This is a genomic window from Arthrobacter sp. P4_F11, assembly GCF_056401395.1.
In genome coordinates, this window is sequence record NZ_JBFUJK010000006.1 from 83763 (window position 1) to 99863 (window position 16101).

Here is a 16101-nt window from a genome sequence, read left to right on the forward strand (position 1 = left end):
GGCCCACAGGTCCCGGGACTGCCGCTGCCGGACTCCCGGTTCCGTATGCTGCTGTTCCCTGCCGGCGAGTGTGCCGCCGGTTTCCTTCCCCTGCCCGTCAAATCCGACGCCGCTGCTCACTGTGCCCGTCCCGTCCGGAGTTTTTCCTCTACCGCGTCGCGCGGAATCCTGTTGCGTGTGCCCTGGGCTGCTGCTGCCGGGGCTGATGCTCCCCCGGCAGCAGGCTCCCCGGCAGAAGTGCCGTGGCTGCCACCCGGCTCCTGGCCGGCTGCTCCCTGGCCGGGGAGCAGCAGCGAGAACCGGCATCCGCCGTCGACGTTCTCCACGGTGACGGTGCCTTGATGGGCGCTGACGATTCCGGCGACGATGCTCAGGCCAAGGCCGGCGCCGCTGTAGCGCATGACGCCCGCCGGCTCATCCGGCCCGGGCACCCGGAAGCCGTCGCCCCGGGCCGCGCCATCAGGGGCCATACCGTCCAGTCCGTCGTCCGGGGCGGCCCAACGGCCGGCCTGCCGCCGCGCCGGGTCCTTCTGCCAGCCGGTTTCGAACACATGCGGGAGGTCCGCTTCCGGGATTCCGCCGCAGCCGTCGGTGACCGCGACGACGGCCCGGTCACCGTTCCGGCCGACTTCCACGGTGACCCTGGAGCCGGGTCTGCTGTGGACGATCGCGTTGAGCACGACGTTCCGGATGGCACGTCCCATCGAGGGGCCGTCGGCGAGGGCCAGGCTTTCCCGTTGGCCGCCGCCGTCGAGCGTAATGCCGTGCTGCTCCGCCAGCGCGGCGAGGTCGGCAATGGCGTCGCTGGCGAGGTCGTACAGGTCCAACGGCTCGGCCTTGAGCCGCATCGTTCCGGCATGGATCTTCGACAATTCCAGGAGGTCGTTGACCATGCCGGCCATGAGGTCGGTCTGCGCGATGAGTTTGCGGTAATAGCCGGGAACATCCGCGGCCATCCCGTCTTCCAGGGCCTCGGTCATGGCGCGCATGCTCGCCAGCGGCGTCCGCAGGTCGTGGGAGATCCAGCTGACCAGTTCGCGGCGGGCGTTTTCGACGGCGGCCTCCCGCTGCCGGGAGGCCTCCAGCATCCGGCTGCTGGATTCGAGCTCGGCGGCGAGGGCGGCAAGTTCGTGGCTCATCACCGGGGACTGGATCCCGGGGCTCTCGCCGCGGCCGATGCTCCGGGCAGCCTCGACCAGCGCCTTGGCGTTCCGCGAAACCCTCGATCCGAGCACGAGCGCGATCGAAACAGCCACGGCGGAAGCCACGGCCAGGACGTACCACATCACTTCGAGGTCCCGGGCCGAGATGAACATGGCGTTGAAGGCGCTGACCATTCCGGCCGTCAGGACCGCCACGGCAGCGAGCACCACCACACAGATCTGGACTGCGAACGAGGCCCGGCGCAGGGATTTCAGGATGAGCAGCGACGCGGCCCCGATCAAGGCTCCCCAAGCAACGGCCCAGCCGATGATGGTCAGGAGTTCAGAGGTCTGCATCGGCGGACTCCTCCTCGTCGCTGGGGTCCAGCCGGTACCCCACGCCCCAGACCGTTTTCAGGACGGAGGGGCGGGTGGGGTCGTCCTCGATCTTCTCCCGCAGCCTCCGCACGTGCACCGTGACAGTGGACAGGTCCCCGTAGTCCCAGCCCCAGACCGCCTTCATGAGTTCCTCGCGGCTGAAGACCTGCCGGGGACGGCGGAGCATGAAGGCCAGCAGGTCGAACTCCCGGGCCGTCAGCGCCAGGGGCGTGCCGTGGCGTGAGACGGTGCGGGCGGCCGGGTTGAGGTCGAAACCGCCTACTTCGACGGAGGGCTCCGGGCTGAACTCGGGAATGCTCCTGCGCAGGACCGACCGGACCCGCAGTACCAGCTCGCGGGGCGAGAATGGCTTGGTGACGTAGTCGTCCGCGCCGGCTTCCAGGCCGAGGATCCGGTCGTCTTCCGTTCCGAGGGCGGTGAGCATGATGACCGGGACACTGTGTGCGGCACGGAGCCGGCGGCAGACTTCCACACCGTCCAGGCCCGGCAGCATCCGGTCCAGCAGGACGAGGTCCGGGCGGCGTTCGGCCGCAAGGCGCAGGGCTGTGAACCCGTCGGCGGCGAGGACCACCTGGTATCCCGCCTGAACGAGGTAGTCCCGGACCACTCCGGCGATGGTCGGTTCGTCCTCGACGAGAAGGATGCGCCGGTACTCCGTTGCGTCCGGGGCCGGCTGGGTCTTGTTCACGCTTCCAGCATAGGTTCGCCGCAACGGTCCGGGCAGAGCTCCGGACCCCCGCGGGACATCGTTCCCGAATCTGTAATATCCGTGCCGTCATGCGGCTGTGACGTGGGCAGCGAGGTGGCGTAGCCTGACTCTATGACAGTTCAACTGGGTATGCCCCAGCCCCGCGCGGCAGGCAGTCCCGGAGCGGGAATGCCTGCTGCAGCCGCGCTGTCCGGGCGTCCGGAGGGCCTGCCTGCCGGGCTCGTGGATCGCTACGGCCGCCGTGCCACCGACATGCGCCTCTCACTGACGGACAAGTGCAATCTGCGTTGCACCTATTGCATGCCGGCCGAGGGCTTGGAATGGCTGTCCAAACAGGCGGTGATGTCCGCGGAGGAAATCGTCCGGATCGTGCGAATCGGCGTCGATATGCTCGGCGTGCGCGAATTGCGGCTGACCGGCGGCGAGCCCCTGGTGCGGGCGGACCTGCTGCAGATCATCGCCGCGCTCCGCCAGGCCCACCCCGACCTGCCAATCTCGATGACCACCAACGCCGTCGGCCTGGACAAGAAGGCCGCCGGACTCAAAGCCGCGGGACTGACCAGAATCAACGTCTCGCTCGACTCCCTGCATGAAGAAACCTTTACCAAGCTGACCCGCCGGCCCTTCCTGGACAGGGTCCTCGCCGGCGTCGACGCCGCCTGGGCCGCAGGCCTGGGCCCGGTAAAGCTCAATGCTGTACTCATGCGCGGGATCAACGACGCCGAGTCGCCGGCCCTCCTGGCCTGGGCACTGGACCGCGGCTATGAACTGCGCTTCATCGAACAGATGCCGCTCGACGCGGACCACGGCTGGACCCGGCGGAACATGATCACCGCCGCGGAGATCCGCGAACTGCTCTCGGTCGACTACGTGCTCAGTTCCGACCCGCGGGACCGCGACGGCGCCCCGGCGGAACGGTTCGAAGTCCGGGCCCGGGTTCCCGGCACCGACCGCGCCACCGGCCCTCTGCTCGGCACTGTGGGCATCATCGCCTCCGTCACGGAGCCGTTTTGCTCGGACTGCCGCCGGACGCGCATCACCGCCGAGGGCAAGATCATGAGCTGCCTGTTCTCGCGCGAGGAAGTGGACCTGCTGGGGCTGCTGCGCGAGGGCGCCAGCGACGAACAGCTCGCCGAACGCTGGCAGGATGCCATGTGGATCAAGCCCAAGGCCCACGGCATGGACCATGTGGGCCTCGACGCGCCCGACTTCGTCCAGCCGGACCGCAGCATGAGCGCCATCGGAGGCTGATTTTTTTCGTGAATGTACGCTACTTCGCTGCCGCACGCGCTGCCGCCGGCGTGGATGAAGAACGCTACGACCTCGCCGACGGCGACACCCTCACCTCGCTGCTCGAGGCGATCCTCGCCGTCGAGCGCCCCGAACCGCCGGCCGGTACGCCGCCGCTGGCCCGCATCCTGTCCCGCTCCAGCTTCCTGCTCAACGAAGTTGCCGTGCGGGACCATGCCGCGGCGCTCAAGCCGGCCGACGTCGTCGACGTGCTGCCGCCGTTCGCCGGCGGGTAGGCACAGCACAGCTGGGCCCGGATTCCTGGGCTATCGCGTGGACCGGACCGGTCCTAGAGTGTGGACTACCCCGCGGCAGGCGACAAACAATCAGGAGAGCGCCATGTTCACACTGCAGATTGAGCACAGGATCAAGGATTTTGGCATGTGGAAGACCGCCTTCGACCGTGATCCGGTGAACCGGGCGGCGTCTGGTGTCACTGCGTACCGGATCAGCCGCCCGGTGGACGACCCGCACTATGTGGTGGTCGAGTTGGACTTCGACCAACGCGAGCAGGCGGAAGCCTTGTTGGCCAATCTTCAGGCGAAGGTCTGGAACTCCGCCGACGCCGCCCCGGCCCTACAAGGGGCTCCAAAGACCCGGATCCTCGAAGCCGCCTCCTAAGACCTCACACCGGGACGGAGGCGCCCTCAGCGACGCGACGGCACACGGTGGTCATGAAGGGCGTGAAATCGCTCGCCTTGCCCAGGCGGAGACCGGCGGTGTGAGTCAGTTCGCCGTCGTCCACCCGGAAGGTGTGCCGTGCGGTGCCGCGGTCACTTCGCCGTTCCACGGTCAAGGTGCCGCCTTCCATGCTGGCGCGCGCGGGTCCCTCGGGCGGCAACCCCAAGCTGTTGACGTGGTACCAGAAGGCCTCGGGATGGTCCGGGTCCGTCGTGAAGACACCGTGGCCCTCGGACCGGGTCCCGTCCGCATCCGTGTGCCGGTAGCTCTGGGTGACCGCAAGCCCGGCGGCTGCCCGGGAAAAGATAATCTCGGTGTCCGCGGTGCGCGCCGGACCCCACGCGGTTGCCTCCCAGTGCGTGGTCCCCGTCCAATGGCCCAGGAAAGCCTCAAGCGCCTCGCATGCACTGCCTGGCAGCGGCCGGTCCACAGTTTCTCCCATACGGAGTTCCTCCCGAGTGACCCCGCCACCATCATGGCGCCGCGCCAGTTGGAATGTCTAGGCCAGGAGCCCGAACGTCTCGCTTTCCTCGAACGGGCCAACCACCGTGACGGTCCGCGGGGCTGCCGCGAGCTCACGGGCGAGCTCCTGGACCTCCGCTGCTGTGACGGCCTTGATCTGGCGGAGGGTCTCATCGATGTCCTGGTACTCGCCGGACACCAGTTCCGCGCGGCCCAGCCGGGACATCCGGGAACCGGTGTCCTCCAGCGCCAGCACGATTCCGCCGCACAGCTGTCCCTCCGCCTTGCGGAGCTCCTCGTCTGAGATGCCGTCGGCAGCCAGCTTGTCCAGTTCGGCGCCCAGCAGATCAATGACCTGCCGGACCTTCGACGGGGTGCATCCGGCGTACATGCCGAAATAGCCGGCATCGGCGTAGGAGGAGGCGAAAGAGTAGGTCGAGTAGACAAGTCCGCGCTTTTCCCGGACCTCCTGGAAGAGGCGGGAGGACATGCCGCCGCCGAGGACGGCGTTGAGCACACTCATCACAAAGCGGCGGCCGTCGGTGGCGACCAGCGACGGGCAACCCATAATGATGTTGGCCTGCTCCACCTGCCTCTTGACCACATGCAGGCCGGCCGTGCCGGTGATCGATGCACGTTCGGTGGAGCGGCGCTGCACGGGGGCGGCCGCGGCCTCAAGGTTCCAGCCGGCGGAGTGCAGGGCATCCACCACGAGCCCGCAGACGACGTCGTGGTCCAGGCCGCCGGCCGCGGTGACCACGAGCTCGTCGGGACGGTAGTAGCGGCGGTAGTGGTCCCACACCGAGTCGCGCGCCACGGCCCGGATGGCTGCCGGCGTGCCGCCGATGGGGCGGCCCAGCGGGTGCGTTCCCAGCACGGCGGCCACGAAGTTCTCGTGCGCGACGTCGGTGGGATCGTCGCTGTCCATGGCGATTTCCTCGAGGATGACGTCCCGCTCCTGCTCCATCTCCTGCGGGTCCAGGACCGCACCGGTGATCATGTCCGCGATGACGTCGATCGCCATGGGAAGGTCCGTGTCCAGCACGCGGGCGAAGTAGCAGGTGCTCTCCTTCGCGGTGGCCGCATTGGATTCCCCGCCGACCTCGTCGAAGGCCGAGGCGATCTCCAGCGCGGTGCGGCGCTTGGTGCCCTTGAAGAGCAGGTGCTCCAGGAAGTGCGTGGAGCCGTGCTGGCCGGGAGCCTCGTCGCGGGAGCCGACGCCGACCCAGAAACCGATCGTGGCAGAGCGCTGGCCGGGCATCGCTTCGGTGAGGACGCGGACGCCGCCGGGCAGGACCGAGCGTCGCACCTCGGAGCCGCCGTCGGCGCCGTGGATCAGGGTGTCAGCGTGCTGGTTCTGCTCTAGCGGCAGGGGGACGACAGTCATCAAGGCCTTTCATTGAACACATGCCAAATCTGCCTGCCATCCTACCTTTAACAGCAGCGGGGCCGGTGGTTGATCCACCGGCCCCGCTGTTTGACTCAGGAGAGACTACTCTGCAGCGTCCGCGGAGACCTCGGCGTTGGCAGCGTTTTCCGTGTTTCCTGCATTTTCCGCGCCAGCCTCCTCAGCCACTACGGGCGAGAGGGACAGCTTTCCGCGATCGTCGATCTTGGTGATTTCCACCTGGATCTTCTGGCCCACGGAGACGACGTCGTCGACGTTGTCCACGCGCTTGCCGCCGGCGATCTTGCGCAGCTCGGAGATGTGCAGGAGGCCGTCCTTGCCCGGGGTCAGGGAAACGAAGGCGCCGAAGGTGGTGGTCTTGACGACCGTGCCCAGGTAGCGCTCACCGATTTCCGGGATCTGCGGGTTGGCGATGGCGTTGATCGCGGACCGTGCTGCGTCGGCAGACGGGCCGTTGGTGGCGCCGATGTAGACAGTTCCGTCGTCCTCGATCGAGATGTCGGCTCCGGTGTCTTCCTGGATCTGGTTGATCATCTTGCCCTTCGGGCCGATGACCTCGCCGATCTTGTCAACCGGGATCTTGACCGCGATGACGCGCGGCGCGAACTCGGAGAGCTCGTCCGGGGTGTCGATCGCGGAGTTCAGGACGTCCAGGATGTGCAGGCGGGCTTCGCGGGCCTGCTTCAGGGCGGCGGCCAGGACCGAGGCCGGGATGCCGTCGAGCTTCGTGTCCAGCTGGATGGCCGTGACGAACTCGGAGGTACCGGCAACCTTGAAGTCCATGTCACCGAAGGCATCTTCGGCGCCGAGGATGTCGGTCAGGGCGGCGTAACGGGTCTGGCCGTCGACCTGGTCGGAGACCAGGCCCATGGCGATACCGGCAACAGCAGCCTTCAGCGGCACGCCTGCGTTCAGCAGGGACAGCGTGGAGGCGCAGACGGAACCCATCGACGTCGAACCGTTGGAGCTGAGAGCCTCAGACACCTGGCGGATGGCGTAGGGGAATTCCTCGCGGGACGGCAGCACCGGCATGATGGCGCGCTCTGCGAGGGCACCGTGGCCGATTTCGCGGCGCTTCGGGGAACCGACGCGGCCGGTCTCGCCGGTGGAGTACGGCGGGAAGTTGTAGTTGTGCATGTAGCGCTTGCGCGTCACGGGAGACAGCGAGTCGATCTGCTGTTCCATCTTGAGCATGTTCAGCGTGGTGACACCCATGATCTGGGTCTCGCCGCGTTCGAAGATGGCCGAGCCGTGGACGCGGGGCAGAACCTCAACCTCGGCGGTGAGCTGGCGGATGTCCGTCAGGCCACGGCCGTCGATGCGGATCTGGTCCTTGAGGATGCGCTGGCGCACAACCTGCTTGGTGACGGAGCGGAAGGCTGCGGACAGTTCCTTCTCGCGGCCTTCGAACTGGCCGGCCAGGGAAGAGGTGACCTCGTCCTTGAGCTCGTCGGACGCGGTGTCGCGTTCCTGCTTGTCGGCGATCTGGAAGACAGCGGCCAGCTTCTCGGCGGCAGCGGACTCCACGGCGGCGTAGACGTCGTCCTGGTAGTCCAGGAAGACCGGGAACTCGACGGTCGGCTTGGCGGCGCGGGCTGCCAGGTCGGACTGTGCTTCGCAAAGGGCCTTGATGAACGGCTTGGCAGCCTCGAGGCCCTCGGAGACAACCTCTTCGGTCGGGGCGGTGGCGCCCTGTTCCTTGATGAGGTTCCAGGAGTTGTCGGTGGCTTCGGCTTCAACCATCATGATGGCGACGTCGTCACCGGCGATGCGGCCGGCGACGACCATGTTGAAGACGGCGTTCTCGAGCTGGGAGTGCTTCGGGAACGCAACCCACTGCGAGCCGTTCTCGTCCGCAACGAGGGCAACGCGGACGCCGCCGATCGGGCCGGAGAAGGGCAGGCCGGAAAGCTGGGTGGACATCGAGGACGCGTTGATCGCGACGACGTCGTAGAGCTCGTCCGGGTTGATGGACAGCACGGTGACGACGATCTGGACTTCGTTGCGCAGGCCCTTGACGAACGCGGGGCGCAGCGGGCGGTCCATGAGGCGGCAGGCCAGGATGGCTTCCGTGGAGGGACGGCCTTCGCGGCGGAAGAACGAGCCCGGGATGCGGCCGGCGGCGTACATACGCTCTTCGACGTCGACGGTCAGCGGGAAGAAGTCGAAACCTTCACGCGGGTGCTTGCCGGCGGTGGTTGCGGACAGCAGCGCGGTCTCTTCATCGATGTAGACCATCGCTGCGCCGGCTGCCTGCTTGGCAAGGCGGCCGGTTTCAAAGCGGATTACACGCTTGCCGAAGCGGCCATTGTCAATGATTGCTTCTGAGAACTGGATTTCGGGACCCTCCATAGAGAGTCACCTCCGTTTCTTGGTTCACGGAGCCCAGCCGCATCAACCCAGTCCAGCATCTGTCTACTGGCCTGCACTGCACCCGGTCATCGATCGAGACCCACGGGCCGGGCCTCATTCCTTGAGGCCGTTCCCGGGGATCACTACCGAGGACCGCGAATGCGTGATGCGGTTGATCCTCCTGTTTAGTTTTTTCCTGAAGAAGGCGGCCCTTTCCGGTCCGGAAGGGGCCGCCCCTTAAAGCTGACTAGCGACGCAGGCCGAGGCGCTCGATGAGCTTACGGTAGCGGGTGATGTCAGTATTCTTGAGGTAGGTGAGCATGCGCTTGCGACGACCAACCATGGCCAGCAGACCGCGCTGGGTGTGGTAATCGTGCTTGTGCTCCTTCATGTGCTCAGTGAGATCCTTGATCCGCTGAGTCAGGACTGCAACCTGGACCTCCGGCGAACCGGTGTCGCCCTCGGACGTTGCGAAATCCTTGATGATGGACTGCTTTACAGCGGCTTCAAGTGCCACAATAACTCCTAGAGATGTGCCGTGAGGCCCGAATCAGTAATTCACTGCCGGGGGTGCCGTCCCGGAATCCCCCGCCGAAGCCGGGTATTCCGTACACAACAGGAGCCAGCCGCCACGGACTGCAGCCGGATCCAACGTTCAGTTTAGTGGCACGTCCGCGGTCTTGTCGAAACCGCCGGGCGCGGCCGCCGACTCTGGCGGCGCGCCAGCTGCCTGCGGCGGTTGCGGGTTTCCACTTTCCTGGGCTGAGAGCAGTTCGCGAATGGCGGCGACGCCCCGGTAAAGCTCCGCGAAGGATGTGCTGAGCGGCGAGAGCCCGATCCGGAGGCCCTGCGGGGCGCGGAAATCGGGAATCACGTCCTGGTCCCACAATGTGGCGGTCATTTCACGGAAGGCCGGGTGGTCGATCGTCACGTGGCTGCCGCGCAGTTCCGCCGCCCGCGGGGTGGACAGCTGCACGCCGGCCGGCGCCAGCCACGCGTCGTAAAGTTCGAGGGCATAAGCGGTCAGCAGCCGCGACTTCTCCCGGAGCGCAGCCATCCCCGCTTCCTCGATCAGGTCCAGGGTGCCGCGCATGGCGAGCATCCCGAAGATCGCCGGAGTGCCGCTGAGGAAGCCGCGGATGCCGGGGGCGGCCTCGTAGCCGGGACCCATCTCGAACGCGTCCTTGCGCCCCATCCAGCCCCAGATGGGCTGCTGCAGCCCGGCCAGGTGCCGTGCGTTGATGTAGGCGAACGCGGGCGAGCCCGGTCCCCCGTTCAGATATTTGTAGGTGCAGCCTGCCGCGAAGTCGACGTCGGCGTCGTCCAAAGCGATCTCTACAGACCCGGCGGAGTGGCACAGGTCCCACACCACCAGTGCGCCGGCGTCGTGGATTGCCGCGGTGATGCCCGGCAGGTCCGCGAGGAAGCCGGAGCGGTAGGCGATCTGGCTCAGGACCACGACGGCGGTGGCCGGCCCGGTGGCGTCCCGCACCTGCTCGACGGTGACGCCGGAGGCGGGATCGGCGTGGATCCAGCGCAGGCTCAGGCCTTCTTCACGGGCGATTCCCTCCACCAGGTAGCGGTCGGTGGGGAAATTATCGGTGTCCAGGACGATCTCGGTCCGGGCCGGATCGGTGACGGCTGCCAGCGCGGCGCGGATGAGCTTGTACAGCACCACGGTGGTGGAATCGGCAATGATCGTCTGCCCCGGCGCCGCGCCGAGTACGGCGCGGCCGAGCTGGTCGCCGATCTTCTGGGGCAGTTCGAGCCATTCCTCGTCCCACCCCCGGATCAGGCGGCCGCCCCAGCTGTCCTGGATGAAGCTGCTGATGTCGGTGACGGTCCGCTTGAGTGGACGGCCCAGGGAGTTGCCGTCAAGGTAGGACAGGTCCGTGTCCGTGCCGACGAAGTGGTCGCGGTAGCCGGCCAGCGGATCCGCGGCGTCGAGCTCGAGGGCGCGCCTCCACAGGCTGTCCGTCGCTTCGGTGTTGGCGGAGATGCTCACTGGCCGATCTCCGTCCGCACGGCGAAGAGCTCGGGGAAGAAGGTCAGTTCGAGGGCCTTCTGCAGGAACGCGGCGCCGCTGGATCCGCCGGTGCCGGCCTTCATGCCGATGGTCCGTTGGACGGTGCGCAGGTGGCGGAAGCGCCACAGCTGGAAGTTGTCCTCAAGGTCCACAAGTTCCTCGCAGGCCTCGTATGCGCCCCAGTTGTCGGCGGCGTTCTCGTAGATGTACTTGAACACCGGGACCAGTTCGGGGCAGAACTCGTGGGCCTTGGTGACGTCGCGCTCCAGCAGGGAGGCAGGGACGTCAAAGCCCTGGCGCTTGAGATAGGCGAGGAAATCGTCATAGATGCTGGGGGCTTCGAGCAGTTCGCGCAGCATCTCGTGGGCCTCGGGGTCCGATTCGAACACCGGAAGCATCTTGGCGTTCTTGTTGCCGAGGAGGAACTCCACCGCACGGTACTGGCTGGACTGGAATCCGGACGAGTTGCCGAGGAAGCCGCGGAACTGGGAGTACTCGGTGGGCGTCAGGGTGGCCAGGACGGACCATTGCTCGGTGAGCGTCTTCTGAATGTGCTTGACGCGGGCAATCGCTTTCAGGGCGGACCCGAGGTCGTCCGACCGCAGCCACGCGGCGGCGCTGCGAAGCTCGTGCAATACCAGCTTCAGCCACAGCTCCGTGGTCTGGTGCTGGATGATGAACAGCATCTCGTCGTGGTGTTCCGGGGTGCTGACCGGCTGCTGGGCGCTGAGCAAGGTGGGCAACTGCAGGTAGGACGCGTAGCTCATCCGCGCGCTGAAGTCCCGGACAATGTCCTGGTCCAGTTCCCTCGTGTTTTTCTCGATGGTCACGTGTCTTGCCTTCCTTGCCAAGTGGCTGTGAATCAGCGCGGCTCCAGTGAATCAGAACATTGTCAGCGCGGGGGCCGACGCCGATCCGGCCGGGTTTTTAGTGGGCGAACAGGAGGTCGTGGGCCTGGACGACGTCCAGGCGCATCTGCTCCACCAAAGCTTCAGCCCCACGGTACGCCACCATGCCGCGGAGCCTGGCGACAAATTCCACCACAACTGTCTGGTCGTACAGATCGAAGTCGTCGGGAGACTCTTCCGGGCGGTCGATCACGTGGGCCTCGACCTGACGGCTCACGCCGTCGAATGTCGGGTTCGAGCCCACGGAGATGGCGGCGGGCCAGCGCGTGCCTGCCTGGTCCACGAGCCAGCCGGCGTAGATGCCGTCCGCGGGGATGTACCCGGTGGCCGTCGAGGAGAGGTTCGCGGTGGGGAACCCGAGGTCGCGGCCACGTGCGGCACCGTGTACTACCTCGCCGCGCATCCGGTGCGGCCTGCCGAGCACGGCAGCGGCGGTGGCGACGTCGCCCGCGCGCAGGGCCTCGCGCACCCACGTGGACGAACAGCGGCGGTCCGTGCCGTCGTCGTCGTGGATGGGAAAGCCCTCTGAGCCGAATTCGCTGATGACCAGCACCTCGAACCCGAGCTTCTTGCCCAGTTCCTGCATGGTGGCGAGGTCGCCGGAATTGCCGCGGCCAAACCGGGCGTCGTGGCCGATCACCACGTGGCTGGCCTTGAGGCTGTCGACCAGCACTGTCGCGACGAATTCCTCGGGAGTGAGGCTGGCGAGCTCCATCGAGTACTTCATCACCAGCACGGCGTCGAGGCCGAGCTCTCCGAGGGCCACGAGCTTGTCCTCCAGCCCCATGATCAGTTCGGGAGCCGATTCCGGACGGTGTACCTGCGCGGGGTGCGGGTCGAAGGTGATGGCGACGGCGCGTGCGTGATTCAACCGGGCGGTACGGATGAGCTGCGACAGCACCTGCTGGTGGCCGCGGTGCACGCCGTCGAAATTGCCGAACGTGACAACCGAAGGACCAAAGTCCGCCGGGACCTCGGACAGATCGTTCCAGATGTGGACCATCAACCTCGCCTTTTGCTGCCTGCCATGAACTGCTCCGGAGCGACCGTGCCGGCTCCGGAACTCTCTAAGATTACCCGCAATCCGGGCAACTTCCGGACGGTCCGCCGGGCTCCCGGGGCAGCCCCGTAAAGGCCCCGCCGGAGGGACCACGGTTAATCGGCGGCAGGGCGAAGGTGTGAGGCGGGTGCGCGCTAGCGTCCGAGCAAAAGCCGCCGCTCGCTGTCGCGCACCGTCTGTTTCCGCCAATTCCGCCAATGCAGCAGCACGGCGACGAGGATGAGGGGGACGTGCAGCCCGGGCAGGATATTCGCTAACCACCGCGGGAGGTAGATGTCCGTGACGGAGCCCGAGCCGTCGCCAAGATTTTTCGCGACGACGGTCAGCGGGCACTGGAAGCCGGTGCCCGCAAAAATCAGCGATTCGCTGGCAACCACGACGGCGGCGGCCCTCGTTTTCCGGTCATTGCGGCCCGTGATGCCGGCGTACAGGACGTAGGCCATACAGGCCTCGATCACGAGCCAGGCAAGGGTGTGGAGCGTCTTCACTGCCCGCAGCATCAGACTGCGCTGGTCCATGCCTCCACCCTAGGCCCGCCCGGGCGCGCATGCTTGGGACTTTCGGCCCGGTGCAGGGAGCCCGGCGACGGAGGGGCGCCGGTTTCGGGGGTGCCACCGGGTCAGTCGAGGCGAGCTTCAGTCCAGGCGAGGGGTCACTCCAGGCGGAAGTAGGTGTTCCGGCGGGGCGTCCGGGCGGGGTCGAGGTGGGGTGGCGGGATGAACCAGGGGATCCCGGTGCGCATCTGGATGCTCCAGTGTTCCTTGTGGATCACGTGGTGGTGATGGGAGCAGAGCATGGTGCCGTTGCCGGTTCCGGTGGTTCCGCCGCGGGACCAGTAGGTGATGTGGTGGGCCTCGCACCAGGGGGCCGGGATCGTGCATTGCGGGAAGGCGCAGCCCCGGTCCCGGGCCGTGATGGCCTTGCGGATGTGCGGCGGGAAGACGCGGGAGGCCCGGCCGATGTCCAGGACCTGGCCGTCGCCGCCGAGGACGACGGGGATGATGTCGGCGTCGCAGGCGATTTTGCGGATGGTGCCGGCGGTGACGGGGCCGGTGAACGCCAGAGATCCCGTGGCCCCGTTTTCGGAGCCGGTCGTCCCGAGCCGGGTGAGCAGGTCCCGGTAATCGATGGTGGCCATGACCTGGGGCCGGAGCCCGCCCGTGGCGGGCAGCCCTCCGGCGGCGAGGGCTGCCTTGCACGCGCCGACCAAGCCGTCGAGCAGTCGTTGGGGCCGGGAGCGGAGGTCCAGGGACGGCAGCGCGGCGTCCTCTTCGGCCGTGGCGGGATCGTCAGCCGCGCCGGGCGCATCTGCCGCCGCGGACCCGTCGCCCGGTCCGGCCTGCGCCGTGTTGCCGGTGGCGGTGCCCTCGCTGGTGCCTTCGCCGGTGCGGGGGTTGGTGGCGGTGTTCATCACGGTGATCAGGTGCTCGAACTGGTCCGCGGTCGCGAAGATTTCCAGGTGCTGCAGGCCGTGCCGGGGTTTGCGGAGAAAGGCGCCCTGAATCCGGCGGAGCAGTTCCTCGGAGGGCTCGGCGCCGTCCTGGTCCAGCGCCTCGGTCCACCGGCGGGCGATCCGAGCCAGGAAGTCGGCGTCGTTTTCGATGGCCGTCACTGTCAGGGCATGTTCCATGGTGGCGGCGGCCTCGGGGAGGCAGCTGTGCCGGACCCGGTCCAGGGCGAGCGTGACGAGGGTTGCGGCCCGGGACGCGACCTCGCCGGACGCGACGGCGGCGGCGAGCTCCTCCCGGACCGGTGGCCCGGTATGGCCGCCGCTGCCGGCGCGGGGCAGCAGCTCGGCGGCCAGCGTCAGCCGGCGCTTTGCCTCGGCGGCGCTGATCCGCAGCCGCGCCCGCAAAAAATCTGTGGCGTTCCGGTAGCCGTCATCCGCTGCAGCGGACATCCCCATTTGCCCGGCAAAGTCACCGCGGGGGCCAGTTCCGGCCCCGGCCTGCGTCCCGCCGACAGGTACGCAGTGAGCCCCGGCGTCGGAAACGGCATCAGCTCCCCCGCCGGCCCCTGCATCCGTCCAGCCGTCGGATTCCTGTTTCCAGCCCGTGAGCCAGCCCGCCTGGGACGCTTCCTCACCCCAGCCGTGGGCGGCCGGCGCGGTGAACGCGGCTTGTTGGCGCGTCCGCTCTACCGCGGCCACGGCAACGAGCTGGAAGTATTCGACCGTGCGGGACAGGTCCTCGACGTGGCCGGCAAAGTCCGCGGCCTCCCGCAAGCCAAACCAGGTGGCGTCGACATCCGCAGTCGGGCTCGAATCCCGCAGCGCCGCCAGCGCCGCGTCCACAGCCGCACCCGCGGCGGCCAGGCGGGGATGCCGGGAGGACACAGCCGGGCCGGCCCACGGGGCCCGGTCCGGGATGAACTCTCCAATGGCTTCCATAACTAAACCCTGCCAGAGGGGTACGACAGAAATAACGGAAGCCATTCTGCCGGCGCGCGACTCATAGTGGGTGACTCCCGGCAGCACACCTCAGAGCACCTGGAGCCCATAGGGCACGTCCGGGCACGTAACACTGCGTACGACCCCCGCCCTCCTACGGACCGGTGCGTGGCAAGCTGTAGGGATGGACAGCACAGCCGCTCCCCAAGTCGGGGAATCACCGTTCGCACCACTGCTGCCGGGCGATCCGCGCCGCCCGTTGGGCCCACGCGATCCTGGCGATGCCTGGGTCGATGGCGACCGGGGGCGGTTCTGGGGTCGGTTCGGTTCCGCCGGGCTCCTGGTTCACGACCCCGCCAAGGGGGTCCTCCTCCAGCACCGCGCCTTGTGGAGCCATCAGGGCGGCACCTGGGGGCTCCCCGGCGGCGCCCTGCACCAAGGGGAAGAAGCCATCCACGGCGCGTTGCGGGAAGCACACGAGGAAGCGGCCGTGCCTCCGGGGAATCTCCAGGTCCTGTTTACGTCAGTGTTCGACGTCGGCTACTGGTCTTACACCACCGTGGTGGCCCTTGCACTGCAGCCGTTCGAGGCCGCGATCAGTGATGCGGAAAGTATCGAACTGCAGTGGGTGGGGATTGACGGCGTCGGCGGCAAGGAACTGCACCCGGGCTTTGCCGCGGCCTGGCCCGGGCTGCGCAGCAGGCTCACGGAGGCCCGGCGCATCGCCGGCCGCTTGTAGTCAGCCGGAGTTAGTGGTCCCGCGGCGCGGGCCGTCGGCGGTACAGCCAGATGAGTCCCAGGATCGGCAGCAGGAGCGGGATGAATCCGTAGCCGCGGCCAAACAGGGACCACACTGTCTCATGCGGGAAGTTCACCGAGTCGAACACGCTGAGTGCTCCCACCACCAGGACGCCCACAAGCTCCACCATGACTGCCGCCACCGAGACCTTGAACGCGGTGCGCCCCGGCTTCGCCAGCGACACCGTGGCCACGACGTAGACGGCAGCGGCGAACGCGGACAGCAGGTAGGCCAGCGGCGCCTCGGAAAACTTCGTGAGAATCTGGTAGCCGGCCCGGGCCGTCGCCGAAATCGCGAAGATGGCATAGACAGCAATCAACAGCCGTCCCGGCCCGGTGTTGCGGGTATCGGTCGTCGCCGGCGCAGTGTCGGCGGATCCAGCGTCCGCCGGCCCAGGGGTCCGGGACGCCGGCGCCGCCGGGTTTCCGGTGCCGTCGTGCGGGGAGTTTGCGCTCACGTTTTCTGCCTCTTCCATC

The 16101-nt window shown here is 67.6% G+C and carries 16 protein-coding genes; 4 read left to right on the forward strand and 12 right to left on the reverse strand.

Translation table 11 applies throughout. The features are described 5' to 3' along the window. Window positions 1-116: 116 nt before the first annotated feature. Together AC1DRO_RS08590 and AC1DRO_RS08595 are read right to left on the reverse strand one after the other, a co-directional pair. Window positions 117-1499, reverse strand: a complete 1383-nt coding sequence (locus AC1DRO_RS08590) for a sensor histidine kinase (protein WP_476950531.1) — start codon at window positions 1497-1499, stop codon at window positions 117-119. Then, window positions 1486-2229, reverse strand: a complete 744-nt coding sequence (locus AC1DRO_RS08595) for a response regulator transcription factor (RefSeq protein ID WP_043436237.1) — start codon at window positions 2227-2229, stop codon at window positions 1486-1488. Before AC1DRO_RS08595 ends, AC1DRO_RS08590 begins: the two co-directional genes overlap by 14 nt. A 132-nt stretch (window positions 2230-2361) precedes the next feature. On the opposite strand from AC1DRO_RS08595, the gene moaA reads away from it, so the two are divergent. The 3 genes from moaA to AC1DRO_RS08610 all read left to right on the forward strand — a co-directional run bounded on the left by moaA (window position 2362) and on the right by AC1DRO_RS08610 (window position 4161). Further along, window positions 2362-3501 (forward strand): GTP 3',8-cyclase MoaA, encoded by a 1140-nt coding sequence (moaA, locus tag AC1DRO_RS08600; RefSeq protein WP_028277206.1) that lies wholly within the window; start codon window positions 2362-2364, stop codon window positions 3499-3501. Window positions 3502-3509: 8 nt separating this feature from the next. Beyond that, window positions 3510-3776 (forward strand): MoaD/ThiS family protein, encoded by a 267-nt coding sequence (locus tag AC1DRO_RS08605; protein WP_476950532.1) that lies wholly within the window; start codon window positions 3510-3512, stop codon window positions 3774-3776. Window positions 3777-3879: 103 nt separating this feature from the next. Then, the gene (locus AC1DRO_RS08610; protein WP_028277204.1) at window positions 3880-4161 is read left to right on the forward strand and encodes a hypothetical protein; all 282 of its coding nucleotides are present in this window, start codon (window positions 3880-3882) and stop codon (window positions 4159-4161) included. 4 nt (window positions 4162-4165) lie between these two features. Here AC1DRO_RS08610 and AC1DRO_RS08615 read toward each other — a convergent pair whose 3' ends face one another. From AC1DRO_RS08615 to AC1DRO_RS08655, 9 genes are all read right to left on the reverse strand, one after another. After that, window positions 4166-4663, reverse strand: a complete 498-nt coding sequence (locus AC1DRO_RS08615; RefSeq protein WP_476950533.1) for a DUF1579 domain-containing protein — start codon at window positions 4661-4663, stop codon at window positions 4166-4168. A 57-nt stretch (window positions 4664-4720) separates the two neighbouring features. Beyond that, window positions 4721-6070, reverse strand: a complete 1350-nt coding sequence (locus AC1DRO_RS08620; protein WP_243181750.1) for a M16 family metallopeptidase — start codon at window positions 6068-6070, stop codon at window positions 4721-4723. 105 nt (window positions 6071-6175) lie between these two features. Then, window positions 6176-8443, reverse strand: a complete 2268-nt coding sequence (locus AC1DRO_RS08625; protein ID WP_476950534.1) for a polyribonucleotide nucleotidyltransferase — start codon at window positions 8441-8443, stop codon at window positions 6176-6178. A gap of 247 nt (window positions 8444-8690) precedes the next feature. After that, entirely contained in the window at window positions 8691-8960 is a 270-nt protein-coding gene (rpsO, locus tag AC1DRO_RS08630; RefSeq protein ID WP_018774485.1) for a 30S ribosomal protein S15, read from the reverse strand. Between the two features lie 138 nt (window positions 8961-9098). After that, the gene (gene kynU / locus AC1DRO_RS08635; protein WP_476950535.1) at window positions 9099-10448 is read right to left on the reverse strand and encodes a kynureninase; all 1350 of its coding nucleotides are present in this window, start codon (window positions 10446-10448) and stop codon (window positions 9099-9101) included. Next, window positions 10445-11299, reverse strand: coding sequence for a tryptophan 2,3-dioxygenase (gene kynA / locus AC1DRO_RS08640; protein ID WP_223914012.1), 855 nt, complete (start codon window positions 11297-11299; stop codon window positions 10445-10447). The genes kynU and kynA overlap by 4 nt, the downstream gene beginning before the upstream one ends. 97 nt (window positions 11300-11396) lie before the next feature. Beyond that, a complete protein-coding gene (locus AC1DRO_RS08645; RefSeq protein ID WP_459384300.1) occupies window positions 11397-12380 on the reverse strand; it encodes a bifunctional riboflavin kinase/FAD synthetase in 984 nt (327 codons plus the stop codon). Between the two features lie 191 nt (window positions 12381-12571). Next, entirely contained in the window at window positions 12572-12955 is a 384-nt protein-coding gene (locus tag AC1DRO_RS08650; protein ID WP_028277198.1) for a hypothetical protein, read from the reverse strand. A gap of 134 nt (window positions 12956-13089) precedes the next feature. After that, a complete protein-coding gene (locus tag AC1DRO_RS08655) occupies window positions 13090-14826 on the reverse strand; it encodes an HNH endonuclease signature motif containing protein (RefSeq protein WP_476950536.1) in 1737 nt (578 codons plus the stop codon). A gap of 184 nt (window positions 14827-15010) precedes the next feature. Here AC1DRO_RS08655 and AC1DRO_RS08660 point away from each other — a divergent pair, with 184 nt between their 5' ends. Further along, the gene (locus AC1DRO_RS08660; RefSeq protein WP_476950537.1) at window positions 15011-15565 is read left to right on the forward strand and encodes an NUDIX domain-containing protein; all 555 of its coding nucleotides are present in this window, start codon (window positions 15011-15013) and stop codon (window positions 15563-15565) included. A 10-nt stretch (window positions 15566-15575) separates the two neighbouring features. Here AC1DRO_RS08660 and AC1DRO_RS08665 read toward each other — a convergent pair whose 3' ends face one another. Then, window positions 15576-16100, reverse strand: a complete 525-nt coding sequence (locus tag AC1DRO_RS08665) for a hypothetical protein (protein WP_476950538.1) — start codon at window positions 16098-16100, stop codon at window positions 15576-15578. Window position 16101: the final 1 nt, after the last annotated feature.

What these genes read in the sequence shown, in the direction of transcription:
- moaA (WP_028277206.1), top strand. Translation starts at nt 2,362, where the DNA reads ATGACAGTTCAACTGGGTATGCCCCAGCCCCGCGCGGCAGGCAGTCCC.
- AC1DRO_RS08615 (WP_476950533.1), bottom strand. Translation starts at nt 4,663, where the DNA reads ATGGGAGAAACTGTGGACCGGCCGCTGCCAGGCAGTGCATGCGAGGCG.
- AC1DRO_RS08655 (WP_476950536.1), bottom strand. Translation starts at nt 14,826, where the DNA reads ATGGAAGCCATTGGAGAGTTCATCCCGGACCGGGCCCCGTGGGCCGGC.
- AC1DRO_RS08660 (WP_476950537.1), top strand. Translation starts at nt 15,011, where the DNA reads ATGGACAGCACAGCCGCTCCCCAAGTCGGGGAATCACCGTTCGCACCA.
- AC1DRO_RS08650 (WP_028277198.1), bottom strand. Translation starts at nt 12,955, where the DNA reads ATGGACCAGCGCAGTCTGATGCTGCGGGCAGTGAAGACGCTCCACACC.
- AC1DRO_RS08665 (WP_476950538.1), bottom strand. Translation starts at nt 16,100, where the DNA reads ATGGAAGAGGCAGAAAACGTGAGCGCAAACTCCCCGCACGACGGCACC.
- AC1DRO_RS08590 (WP_476950531.1), bottom strand. Translation starts at nt 1,499, where the DNA reads ATGCAGACCTCTGAACTCCTGACCATCATCGGCTGGGCCGTTGCTTGG.
- AC1DRO_RS08620 (WP_243181750.1), bottom strand. Translation starts at nt 6,070, where the DNA reads ATGACTGTCGTCCCCCTGCCGCTAGAGCAGAACCAGCACGCTGACACC.
- AC1DRO_RS08610 (WP_028277204.1), top strand. Translation starts at nt 3,880, where the DNA reads ATGTTCACACTGCAGATTGAGCACAGGATCAAGGATTTTGGCATGTGG.
- AC1DRO_RS08625 (WP_476950534.1), bottom strand. Translation starts at nt 8,443, where the DNA reads ATGGAGGGTCCCGAAATCCAGTTCTCAGAAGCAATCATTGACAATGGC.
- AC1DRO_RS08645 (WP_459384300.1), bottom strand. Translation starts at nt 12,380, where the DNA reads ATGGTCCACATCTGGAACGATCTGTCCGAGGTCCCGGCGGACTTTGGT.